Origin of the sequence: Stenotrophomonas sp., assembly GCF_031995405.1 — a bacterium.
Lineage (GTDB): Bacteria > Pseudomonadota > Gammaproteobacteria > Xanthomonadales > Xanthomonadaceae > Stenotrophomonas.
The window spans coordinates 1-11,163 of record NZ_DAMAGC010000134.1 but is presented as its reverse complement, the minus strand read 5'-3'; the positions used below and the strand labels follow the sequence as shown (position 1 = coordinate 11,163).

The following is an 11,163-nucleotide window of genomic DNA, read 5'->3' as shown; positions in this document are numbered from 1 at the left end:
GCCAGCACTTCGTCACCGGTATCGACCAGGTCGCGCAGCGTGGTGATCACCGGTAGCCCGGCACCGACGGTGGCCTCGTAACGGAAGCGCGCGCCACTGGCGGCGGCCGCCTCGCGGATCGCGTGGTAACGCGGCAGCGGACCGGCGCCGGCCTGTTTGTTCGGGGTGACCACATGGATGCCCGCTGCCAGCCAACCGGCATAGCGATCGGCGACATCGGCACTGCCGCTGCAATCGATGATCAGCGCGTGTGGCAGGTGTGCCGACAGCAGGTGCCCGGTGAACACGTCCAGGTCGGTGGGTATGCCCGCCCCGGCCAGGGCCGCACGCCAGTCGCCGTGCACACCGCGCTGGTCGAGCAGCATGCGGCTGCGCGAGGCCACCGCGCGCAGCCGCAGGTCCACGTTGGCCCGCCCCAGCAACTGGGTCTGCGCCGCCTGCAGCTGATCGAGCAGCGCCGCCCCGACATTGCCCGGCCCGATCACCCCGACCGAGAACGTCTGCGGCGACAACCAGAAGCCGGCATGCGCGGCGCGCAACGCCTTGGTCGCATGGCGGCTGTCCACGGCCACCGAGATGTTGCGCTCGGACGAGCCCTGCGCGATCGCCAGGATGTTGACCTGGGCGCGGCCCAGCGATTCGAACAGGCGCGCGGCCACGCCCGGCTGCCCGGCCATGCCGTCGCCCACCGCCGCCAGCACGCTGACGTTGTCGGTGAGCTGCACGCGCTGTACCTGGCCCAGCGCGAGTTCATGCGCGAACGCCTGCAGCAACGCATTGCGCGCACGCGCCGATTCGGCCTGGCGGACCACGCAGCAGATGGAATGCTCGGAGGAGCCCTGCGAGATCATCACCACCGACACCTGCGCGTTGCGCAGCGCCGCGAACACGCGCTCGGCGGTGCCCGGCACGCCGATCAGGCCGGTGCCCTCCAGGTTCAGCACGGCCAGGTCCGGGCTCAGCGTCAGGCCCTTGATCGGACCGGAGACAGTTCGCTCGGCGGTGATCCGCGTGCCTGGATGGTCGGGACGGAAGGTGTTGCGGATGATGATCGGCAGGCCGCGCTCGATCGCCGGCGACATCGTCTGCGGATGCACCACCTTCGCACCGAAGTAAGCCAGCTCGCAGGCCTCGTCGTAGCTGAGTGCATCCAGCTGCACCGCTTCGGGCACCACCCGCGGGTCGGCCGAGAGCACGCCGTCCACGTCGGTCCAGATATGCAGCTCATCGGCATCGAACAGCGCGGCGAAGATCGCGCCGGAGTAATCGCTGCCGTTGCGGCCAAGCGTGGTGATGCGGTCGCGGCGATCGCGCGCGACGAAGCCGGTGGCGACCACGCGCGGGCCCGGATGCGCCTGCCGCCATGTCGCCAGGCGCTGCGCGCTCTGCACCCAGTCCACGTCCACGCCCAGCTCGCCGCGGTCCACCACCAGCACATCGCGCGCATCCAGCACCGCGCAGTCTTCGCCCAGGGTCTGCAGGTACTGGCCGAGCAGCTGCGCCGAATACACCTCGCCCAGCCCCTGTACGCGGTCCAGCACCTCCACCGGCAGCTCGCCGATCACCGCCAGCGCCCCCAGCACTTCGGCCAGGTGCTGAAAGCGCGCATCGAACCATTCCACGGCCGGCCCGGCGTGCTCGCCCAGCAGCGCCACTGCCGCGCCGCGGTGCCGTGCACGCAGCCCATGCCAGTGGTCGCGCCAGTGCGGCGCATCGTCGGCGGCCAGGCCCGCAAGCGCGATCAGCGCATCGGTAACGCCCTTCATCGCCGAAACCACGGTGACCTGGACCGCTTCGTCGCGCGCCAGCAGCAGCTGGGCGACATGGCGATAGCGCTCGGCGTCGGCCACCGACGTGCCGCCGAACTTGTGCACGACCGTGGAGGTGGCGGCCCGCAGGACCGGGGCGGCAGGATCAGCGACAGCAGGCAGGACGGCGACGGGAGACATGTAGACCTCGATTCGAGGCCCCGCGTCGGGTCAGGTTGAAGGCGCTCCCCCGCAACCTGTTCCGGGTGCGGGGCCGTTGTTTTCGGAAATTACGCGAAGACGACGGGCCGCACCGGGCGAGTGGTGACGGTGGTAATGGTGGTGGTACCGGTGCTCCGGACAGCCGCGGCCCGACCGACCGCAAGGGCGGCGATGCACGGGTGGGCGGTGGCGGCGAAGGAGACCATGGGCCAAGAAAACTACGCCAGGCAGGGGCTTGTCAAGTGTTGCAGCGCAAAACGTGCGGGCATGCAACACGTCGATAACGTCGGCAAAAAAGTTGCCAATGAGACCATCCAGCTGGCGCAATGCCGGCAGCCCTGCCGCTCACCCCACGTGCTCGGCGATCGCCCGGGGCGGGCGATGCGCATGCGCGCACATCAGCACGCCGGCGACCAGGCAGACGATCGCCACGGTTTCCATCGCAGTGGGCAGGCGTCGCTGCCAGGCAAAGCCGTACAGCAGCGCGAACAGCGTTTCGAACACGATCATCTGCCCGGTCAGGGTCAGCGGCAGGTTGCGGCTGGCGCGGTTCCAGCACGCATTGCCGAGCACCGAGGCGACCACCGCCACCCCGGCGCTGATCAGCCAGAACCAGCCCCAATCCGCCGCCACGTGCGGCGTGTCCTGCAGCACGAACGCGCTGGGCACCAGCAGCAACGCCAGCGCACCGGTGGCCACGCCGGTCAGCAGCGACCAGTCGTGACCGGAGATATCCGGCCGCCGCGCCAGCCAGCGGCTGTTGCCGATCGAATACACCGCCCAGGACAGCAGCGCGCCGAACGCGCACAGCAGCCCCAGCGCACGCTGCCCGGCCGAGCCGCCGGCGTGCTCGGCCTGCAGCGCCTCGTAACCGACCAGGCCCACGCCGAGCAGGCACAGCAGCAGCGCCGGCGCCAACCGACGCAGCGGCACCGCGCCCTGCTCGCGCACGCCGGCCAGCGTCACCACCACCGGAATCAGCCCCACGATCAGCGACGCGGCCGCGCCACCGGCCCACTGCACCGCATTGGCCAGCAGCACGAAATACACCAGGTTGCCGGCCAGGCTCAGCCACAGCAGGCCGCGCCATTCGGCGGCACCGATCCGCGTACGCAGTTGCCGCCAGCGCGGGGCCAGCAGCACCACCGCGATCAGCCCATAGACCAGGTAACGCCCGGCCGACAACTGCACCGCGCTGAACCGGCTCAGCATCGCCGGGGCCAGGAACACCACGCCCCACAGCGCACCGGCGGCGATTCCGTTGGCGATGCCAACTCCCATGGATCGATTCATCTGCGCGTGCGGGTCACTGCTGGAGGAGTGCGCCAGTGTAGGCAAGCGCGCCCCGTCGATCTTGACCCAGGCTACTGCCGATGACGACGCCGGTACTCGGCCGGGGTCATCCCCCACTCCCGGCGCAGTGCACGGGTCAACGCACTCTGCTCGGAGTAGCCGGCCTGCTGGGCGATGCTGGCAATGGGCATATCGCCCGCGGCCAGATGACCGCGCGCGCAACGCAACCGACAGGCGCTCAGCCATGCCAGCGGGCTCATGTCGAATGCAGAGCGGAACAACGCATGCACGCGACTGCTGCTGACCCCGACCGCCGCCGCGATCCGCTCCACCGGCCACGCCTGGCCCGGCGACTGTTCGATGCGCGCACATACGGCCTGCAGCCGCGTCGCGCTGCCCGCCAGCGAGAATGCGTGCAGCAGAAGTGGCAGTTCGCGCGCCACCACAGCGCCGTCGATCCGCGACGGTTGCCCGGCGCAGACCCGCTGGGCCATGGCGCGCACCTGCATCGGCAAGGCCAGCACCGGGTGCTGGTCCAGCCGTTGCAGGGTGTCCTGGTCCAGCAGCGCCACCGGACAATCGACGATCAGGAACCGGTCATCGGCCAGCGCGGACTGCGCATGCCCGGCCGACGGCGCCACGAACGCGCCTTGCCACATGTCCAGCCGCGCATTGCGGCCGTCCAGTTCAAACGCCAGTTCGCCCTGCACCGGCAGCACCCATTGGGCGAAATCATGCCGATCCACGCTGGACGCGCGACCGTAGCGACGGAGGTTGAAGGCAGCAGCAGGCATGGACGGCGAAGACAGGACGTGCGTGAACCCTGGGAAGGAGCAGTCTGCGCGCGCGCCAAGCGTGACGCAATCCAGTGGGCCGGCCGTCACCGGCTGATATAGTCGGGCGGTCCTGTCCGCATGGAATGCACACTGTGACGTCGCCTGGAACGCCCCGCCCTGCCCGCATGCGCAGCCTCGCGCTGCTGGCCCTTGCGCTGATCTGCCTGCCCGTGACCGCCGCAGCCGTCACCCCACGCGAACCGGCCCGCGTCGCGCCCGGTCCGACCTGCCTGGATGCCCGCGGCCTGCGCGACATGAACCAGACCGACGCCGACAGCGTGACCGTGCTGGACGCCGACCAGCAGCCATGGCGCGTGCACTTCCAATCGGCCTGCCCCGGCGTGGACGATGCCGCCGACGCGGTGCTGGAAGCGCCCTCGGGCTGGGCTTGTGGCGGCCCCCGTGAACGCGTGCGCATCGATGGCCGCCATTGCCCTATCGCCTCGGTGGCGCGCATCGACGCGCGCGAGTTCGCCGCGGAGGCCAAGCTGAGCGACGCGCGCACGGTGAAATCGCTGCCCACCGTGCAGGTGCAGGCCGCCTCGGAGACCGGCAGCCGCTTCCGCGCCTCACCGGCGTACTGTTTCAGCGCGCGCGCCCTGCGCAGCTGGTCCGAAGACCCCGACGGCATCAAGGTCGAAACCAATCCGAAGCAGTCCGGCGGTAACCGCTATTACCGCGTCGAACTGGGCACGTACTGCCCGGAGGTCACCAACGCGCCGGAAATTGCCTTCCGCTCCGGCTTCGGCAACGGCCTGATCTGCGGCAATCCCGGCGACCGCATCATCGCCAGCCAGGCGCTGCCCGGCGATCTCCGTCGCCAGAGCAACCCGCGCAACTACCTGGGCTGCGCGGTGATGGCCGTGTATCCGGTCCGTTGAAGACGCCCCCTGACAGCGCGACTGGAACCGCCATGACATTTGAACGCATCCTGCTGAGCCAGAACCCCGCCCTGCTGCCGACCGTGGCCGCCTGGTACTTCACTGAATGGGGCAGCCACGTGCCCGGCCGCACCGAGGCCGACGAATGCCAGCGGCTGGAAGTGTTCCTGCACGATGCCGCCCTGCCCCTGCTGCTGATCGCCCTCGATGACGGGCAACCGATCGCGGCAGCGCAGCTGAAGTTCCACGAACGCACCGAGCGCCCGGAGCGCCAGCACTGGCTCGGCGGCGTCTACGTACGCGACTCGCACCGTGGCCGGGGCATCGCGGCGGTGCTGATCGAAGATCTGATGACACGCGCCGCCGCCTTGGGCGTACGCGATGTGTACCTGCAGACCGAGGCCGACGACGGCGGTCTGTATCGCCATCTGGGATGGGTGCCGCTGGAGTCGGTCGAACATGCCGGGGGCTTCCCCGTGCGGATCATGCTGCGGCGGCTGGCGCCGCACTGATCAGCGGGTGCTGCGCATCGGCTGCGGTGCCGGCCGGTCGGCCAGAGAGCCGAGGGTAAAGGTGTAGCCCGCTTCTTCCAGCAGCTTGCGCATGCGCAGTTCCGCGCGCTTGGGATACGCCAGCGACAGCGGCGCATGCAACGCATAGGACGTGGACTTGCCCGGCATCGTGTCGCGGGTGACAGACGACTGATTCGTTTCGCAGGCATTGGACCACAGGTCCGACAGAACCTTCGGCCCGATGGATTGATTGTTGCCAAGGCGAAGCGTCAGCCAACGCATGTGTTCCATAGCAGATCCAAGCAGCCCTTTCGATCGAGTATGCACCAATTCCCCCTCCCCCGTACGTGTGCGTGCGGTTGCCCGGACGCAGACAGCCCCGGACGTGCCGGGGCTGTCTGCGCGGTCCGCGCGTTCATCTGGAACGGATTACGCCAGGGCGATCCGTCGCGATCGCGTGGGAGGCGATCAGTGCTTCATCGCATGCTTGCGGTCACGCATGACCGCATGGCATTCCTGCACCTTAGGCAGCAGGCGCTGCACTTCCTGGCGCGCGGCCGGCGGGGTGTCGGCGTCGGTCAGGGTGTCCTTGAACGCCTTCAGCAGACGGTCTTCGGATTCTTCCAGCTCGGCCACGTAGCCGTACTGGGTATCGCCCAGCGTAGCGCGCACCTTGCCGTAGAACTGCTGCATCGAACCGACCACGGTGCCGTGCTCGGCCGGCTTGCCACCTGCAGCCAGGACGGTGGCGCTGAGCGAACGCACGATCTCGTCCTTCACCCCGGCGATGCGGGTGAACAGCGACGACAGTTCGGTGTCTTTCACCTTGCCGGCCGCTTCGGTGTAGAACTCCTTACCGTCGCGGGCAATCTCGATCAGGTCGTTCAAGGTATGGGTGGTCTTGGATTCGGTAGTCACTGATGTTGCTCCTGTAGATGACGGGATGCCCGTTTGGGTGAGTCCACTTTTAGCGATCGGCAATGAAGTCGGCGTGACATCCAAAACACGCGGTTCAGCGAGGTATGCGCGATGAAATGCAGTTGTTGTGCGCGCGTGTTCACCACGCGATTGCATCATCACGAAGACGCGCGACGGCGCTTGACCCAGGACAGGCACTGACCTGCGATCGCCGTAGCCAATACCAGGCTGTTGGTGACCACGAAGACCCAGGAATGCAGCGCGATGCTGTAGAGAATGAACAGCACCGAGGCGGTGATCTGGCCCACGAACAACCACGTGGATACGGCCTGCGCGTCATCGGCACGCCATTGTTTCCAGATCTGCCGCCACAGCGTGGCCACCAGCACGAGTGTGGCCGCCCAGCCCAGCAGATCGACGGCAGCCATCACCACGCGCCTGCGGATCTGCGCCCGATGCTCGGCAATGCCCGCACCAGGCCACCCTCGTCCGGGTCCATCTGCTGCTCCAGGCGCTTGAGGAAGTCGCTGAAGCCGCGACTCGCGCGCGCATGCCGGCGCGCACTGGTGACCACCTGGGGTGCGGCCAGCCGTGCAACACGTGCCCCACTGGTCTGGATCGCGGCAATCAAGGCAACATCCTCCCCCGTGACCAGGGGCAGGAAGCCGCCGCTGTCACGGTAGGCAGCCGCACTGAAACCCATGTTGGCGCCGTGGACATGCGCATGCCCGTCCTCCAGGCGCTCACTGGCCAGGAAGTGCTGCTGCACGCCCGGCGCATAATCGAGCCAGTCGTCCACGGTGACCACGCCACAGAACGCGCCCGCCCCGCAGTGCAGCTGCTTGGCCAGCCAATCGGCGGGCACGCGGCTATCGGCGTCGGTGCAGCCGATCCAGCGCGCGCCGAGCGACAACGCGACCTCACTCGCAGCCGCACGGGCGACGCCAACGCAACCGGCATCCACCTGCACCGTCTGTACCCCGAACCGTCGGCATACCGCTGCCGTGGCATCGCTGCAGCGGTCCAGCGCCACCACGATGGCGACCCCCTCGCCGTCCAGAGCACGATGCGCGGCCGCCACCTGCAGCGCCTGCAGACACGGGCCGATCAGCTGCTCTTCGTTGTGGGCCGGGACAATGGCGGCAATCATCGCAGGCCCTCGCGCTGCGCTACCGAGCGGAGATCGCGCGACCAGCCCTGTAGCACCATGTCGGCGTCGGACCAGGAAAAGACCCGGGGCAGCAGTGCGTCCAGCTGGGCGTGCACGAAATCGGTGCTGCAACGGGCCTGCGCGAACGACGGGCGCCAGTGGCAGGCGACCAGCACGCCCTGCGGATCCAGCGAGCCGACCAGGCGCGCCGCCATTGCCTGCATGTCCGATGCGTCCAGGTAGTAGCCCACTTCACTGACCACGATCAGGTCGAAGCGGCCGTCCGGCCACGCCTGCGGGTGCTGCGCGCGCTCGACCGTCACATGCGGCTGCCCGGCCAGTGTCCGGCGCGCCGCGACGACGGCCTCTTCGCTGATGTCGGTGGCCAGCAGCTGCGCGCAGCGCGGTGCCAGCGCGGCGGTCAGCACGCCATTGGAGCAGCCCAGCTCCCAGGCGCGCAGGTAATGCGCGTGCGGCAGGCTGGCCAGGGTCAGCGCGCGTTTGCGCGCTTCATACCAGCGGGTGCGATACGCGAACGGATCCTCGTTCTGGTAGAGCGCATCGAAATAGGCGACATCGCTCATCCCAGCAGTACCTCGTAGTCGCGCTGGAAACGTTGCAACACCGCCTCCGGCAGGATTGGATCGCCGTCCAGCCCCGGCGCGGCACCGGTCTGGGTGGCGAACTGGTGGATGGCCGCGTGCTTGCGCTGCTGCATGTTTGGCGAGAGCTGGAAACGCAGTGCCGGCGACCACAGGCGCGCCGCCTGCTGCGGGTCCACCCAGTGCCAGCCCCAGACGGGAAACTCAAGACGCGCGCAACCACGATGGGACGCTGCGCGGGCGCAGGCGCGGCCCACCGCCTCATGGTCCGGGTGCGCGTCCAGCATCCACGGCGCCAGCACCAGATCGTCCTCGCGCAGCAGCGCCAGCAGCCGGGCCGCCACCTCCGCCTCGTGCTGGGTCACCGTGCCGTCGCCGATGTGCCATGCGTGCCGCTCCGTGTTGGCCAATCCGAGGCATGCGAGCGCGCGATCGAGTTCGCGCTGACGTTCTTCGCGCAACCGCTGCGGCAGCCAGACGGCGTGATCGGGGTAGCAGGCCTCGCCATCGGTCACCGATACCACCACCACCGGCACGCCGGCAGCGTGGGCGCAGCCCATGAGCCCGCCGCAGGCCAGCACCTCGTCGTCGGGATGCGGCGAAACCACCACCAGCCGGGTGATGCCCGCGAAGAGCGTCTCGGCCGTGCGTTCCGGCAGCGCCTGCAGCCATGCGCAGGCCTGCCATTCCGCCTCGCTGACGCCGCTGCCGTCTATCTGGCGTTCTACAACGTCCATGGCCGCCCCTCCCGATGGCAGTCCATGCCCAGTTGCTGCCAGTCGCGATCGGCGTGACTCTGGCGGATGAACACGGTGAGGTCACTCCAGCGCCGGGCGTGATCCTGGTCCAGGCACATCGGCCCTGGTCCCAGCGCGCGCGCGACCCGGTCCAGCGTGCGCGCGCAGGCCCGTTCGACCACGCTGCGCGCACGCAGCACCTCGGTCATGTGCGGGCGATCGGGCTGCGCGTCCAGCAGTGCCGCCAGCTCGCGCAGCAGCGATGCGCACGGGGACAGGGTCATGTCCACTTCGCCCAGCAGCACCGCGGCGGTGCCGGCTTCGGCGGTCTTTGGCGAACGCCGAAGCGGCTCGGCCAGCGCGGCCGCCGCGCCGAACCAGCACGCGGCGATCCCCGCGCCGCCGTGCCAGAAGCCGGGCCGTTCCAGATAGGCATTGGCCGCTCCCACCTCCACCGCCGGCACCTGCCGGAAGTGCGCGGTGCCGCTGGGCACACGGCACATGCCGGTCGCCTGCCAGTCCTGTGCATTGCAGCCGAGCCGGGCACTGCGAAGGTCGGCAAGGAACAGCCGCGATTGGGTTCCATCACGCACCGTCACCAGCGCGAAATCCACCCACTCCGCGCCCGAGCACCACGGCTTGTCGCCGCTCAACGTGCCCTGCTGCGCATCGAAGGCCAGCGTCGCGGCAGGTCCTTCAGCAGCCCATACCGCGCCCAGCTGGCCACGCTCGGGTTGGCCTGCGCCCAGTTCCTGCAGGATCGCCTGCGCGTCGTAGTGCGCCTCCAGCACCTTGGCCAGACACAGATCCTGTGCGGCGATCTGTGCCAGCGACTGCCAGCGCAGCAGCGTATCGCCACCGCCGGGGCGTGGCAGGACCGGTTGCCGGGCCAGCCAGTCGCGCGCCTGACGCAGCAGCGCAGGCGTTGCAACGCGGGAGGCGGCGATATCGACGACGGTCGCCATGTCAGGGCGTCAGGATCACCTTGCGGCAATCCTCCTGCTTGCGGTCGAAAATCTCATAGCCCTTGGCCGCATCTTCCAACGCCATGCGATGGGTGACGATCACGCCCGGATCCAGGTTGCCCTCGGCGATATGATCGAGCAGCTCCGGCATCAACCGCTGCACGTGGGTCTGGCCCATCTTGAAGGTGAGGCCCTTGTCGAACGCATCACCGAGCAGGAAGCCATGCACGAAGCCGGCATACACCCCCGGAATGCTGACCGTGCCGCCGCGGCGGGTGGCGGCGATGCACTGCCGGATCGCCACGCCGCTGCTGCCCTCCACTTTCAACGTGGTCAGCGCCGACTCCAGCGCGCTACCTTCGGCTTCAAAGCCCACGGCCTCGATGGTGGCATCCACCCCGCGACCATTGGTCTGGGTCACGATGTACTCGGCCGGATCCTCGACCTGGGTGAAGTCGATGGGCGTAACGCCGTAAGTCTGCTGCGCGAAAGCCAGCCGGTAGGGCAGATGATCGACCATGAAGATCGTCTCCGCGCCCAGCAGGCGGCAGCACGCCGCGCTCATCAGCCCGACCGGACCGGCGCCGAAGATCGCCACGGTGGAGCCGGGCTTGACCCCCGCATTGAGCGCGGCCTGGTAGCCGGTCGGCAGGATGTCGGACAGGAACAGCACCTGCTCATCGGCCAGACCGTCGGGGATGCGCAGGGGTCCCACGTTGGCCTTGGGCACGCGCACGAACTCTGCCTGGCCGCCGGACACGCCGCCGTAAAGATGGCTGTAGCCGAACAGCGCCGCCGGCGGGCGGATACCCTTCTGGTTGACCGCCGCGCCCTTGCCGCTGTTGGTGGTCTCACACGCGGCGAATTCGGTAAGCCGGCAGTGGAAGCATTCGCCGCACGCGATCACGAAGGGAATCACCACCCGGTCGCCCCGACGCAGGTCGCTCACCCCTGCCCCGACTTCTTCGACGATGCCCATGAACTCATGCCCCAGCACATCGCCGGTATGCAGGTCGGGGATCTTGCCGCGATACAGATGCAGATCCGAGCCGCAGATCGCGGTGGCGGTCACGCGCAGGATCAGGTCATCGGGCGCGGCCAGCACCGGATCGGGAACGGTGTCGACGCGTACGTCTTTGCTGCCGTGGTAGGTCAAGGCGCGCATGCAGTGCTCCAGCGGATATGTACCGCCTTGTTAGCGCGTGCGGCGTACCGGGGCCGTGACTTCGACGTGTGGGGCGTGTCCATGCGTGGCGACAGAACGTTCACTCCTACAGGGGGAGCGTCAGCCCCCACCCC

13 protein-coding genes are annotated in these 11,163 nt (G+C 68.8%); 2 read left to right on the top strand and 11 right to left on the bottom strand.

Annotation, left to right across the window (positions count from 1 at the left end; all coding sequences use genetic code 11):
- The 3 genes from thrA to RTO53_RS17325 form a co-directional block, all read right to left on the bottom strand.
- A partial coding sequence (thrA, locus tag RTO53_RS17335; protein WP_312238965.1) for a bifunctional aspartate kinase/homoserine dehydrogenase I occupies nucleotides 1-1,949 on the bottom strand: 1,949 nt, incomplete at its 3' end.
- A gap of 366 nt (nucleotides 1,950-2,315) precedes the next feature.
- Nucleotides 2,316-3,263, bottom strand: coding sequence for a DMT family transporter (locus RTO53_RS17330; protein ID WP_312238964.1), 948 nt, complete (start codon nucleotides 3,261-3,263; stop codon nucleotides 2,316-2,318).
- 71 nt (nucleotides 3,264-3,334) lie between these two features.
- Nucleotides 3,335-4,057: an AraC family transcriptional regulator gene (locus RTO53_RS17325; protein ID WP_312238963.1), complete on the bottom strand. Its 723-nt coding sequence runs from the start codon at nucleotides 4,055-4,057 to the stop codon at nucleotides 3,335-3,337.
- A 167-nt stretch (nucleotides 4,058-4,224) separates the two neighbouring features.
- Between RTO53_RS17325 and RTO53_RS17320 the strand changes: the two genes are divergently transcribed.
- Together RTO53_RS17320 and RTO53_RS17315 are read left to right on the top strand one after the other, a co-directional pair.
- Nucleotides 4,225-4,980, top strand: a complete 756-nt coding sequence (locus RTO53_RS17320) for a hypothetical protein (protein WP_312238962.1) — start codon at nucleotides 4,225-4,227, stop codon at nucleotides 4,978-4,980.
- 32 nt (nucleotides 4,981-5,012) lie between these two features.
- The gene (locus RTO53_RS17315; RefSeq protein WP_312238961.1) at nucleotides 5,013-5,492 is read left to right on the top strand and encodes a GNAT family N-acetyltransferase; all 480 of its coding nucleotides are present in this window, start codon (nucleotides 5,013-5,015) and stop codon (nucleotides 5,490-5,492) included.
- Here RTO53_RS17315 and RTO53_RS17310 read toward each other — a convergent pair whose 3' ends face one another.
- The 8 genes from RTO53_RS17310 to RTO53_RS17275 all read right to left on the bottom strand — a co-directional run bounded on the left by RTO53_RS17310 (nucleotide 5,493) and on the right by RTO53_RS17275 (nucleotide 11,029).
- Entirely contained in the window at nucleotides 5,493-5,783 is a 291-nt protein-coding gene (locus RTO53_RS17310) for a hypothetical protein (protein ID WP_256773909.1), read from the bottom strand.
- A 177-nt stretch (nucleotides 5,784-5,960) separates the two neighbouring features.
- Complete coding sequence (locus RTO53_RS17305) at nucleotides 5,961-6,410, bottom strand: PA2169 family four-helix-bundle protein (RefSeq protein WP_312238960.1); 450 nt, start codon at nucleotides 6,408-6,410, stop codon at nucleotides 5,961-5,963.
- A gap of 158 nt (nucleotides 6,411-6,568) precedes the next feature.
- Nucleotides 6,569-6,838 carry a PQ-loop domain-containing transporter gene (locus tag RTO53_RS17300; protein ID WP_312238959.1) on the bottom strand — a complete coding sequence of 90 codons (270 nt, stop codon included), beginning with the start codon at nucleotides 6,836-6,838 and terminating at the stop codon, nucleotides 6,569-6,571.
- Nucleotides 6,838-7,560: a glycosyltransferase gene (locus RTO53_RS17295; RefSeq protein ID WP_312238958.1), complete on the bottom strand. Its 723-nt coding sequence runs from the start codon at nucleotides 7,558-7,560 to the stop codon at nucleotides 6,838-6,840. The genes RTO53_RS17300 and RTO53_RS17295 overlap by 1 nt, the downstream gene beginning before the upstream one ends.
- Nucleotides 7,557-8,144, bottom strand: a complete 588-nt coding sequence (locus RTO53_RS17290) for a class I SAM-dependent methyltransferase (protein ID WP_312238957.1) — start codon at nucleotides 8,142-8,144, stop codon at nucleotides 7,557-7,559. The genes RTO53_RS17295 and RTO53_RS17290 overlap by 4 nt, the downstream gene beginning before the upstream one ends.
- A complete protein-coding gene (locus tag RTO53_RS17285; protein ID WP_312238956.1) occupies nucleotides 8,141-8,899 on the bottom strand; it encodes a PIG-L family deacetylase in 759 nt (252 codons plus the stop codon). The genes RTO53_RS17290 and RTO53_RS17285 overlap by 4 nt, the downstream gene beginning before the upstream one ends.
- Entirely contained in the window at nucleotides 8,887-9,864 is a 978-nt protein-coding gene (locus RTO53_RS17280; RefSeq protein WP_312238955.1) for an acyl-CoA dehydrogenase, read from the bottom strand. The genes RTO53_RS17285 and RTO53_RS17280 overlap by 13 nt, the downstream gene beginning before the upstream one ends.
- A gap of 1 nt (nucleotide 9,865) precedes the next feature.
- Nucleotides 9,866-11,029 (bottom strand): zinc-dependent alcohol dehydrogenase, encoded by a 1,164-nt coding sequence (locus RTO53_RS17275; protein WP_312238954.1) that lies wholly within the window; start codon nucleotides 11,027-11,029, stop codon nucleotides 9,866-9,868.
- Between the last annotated feature and the right edge of the window lie 134 nt (nucleotides 11,030-11,163).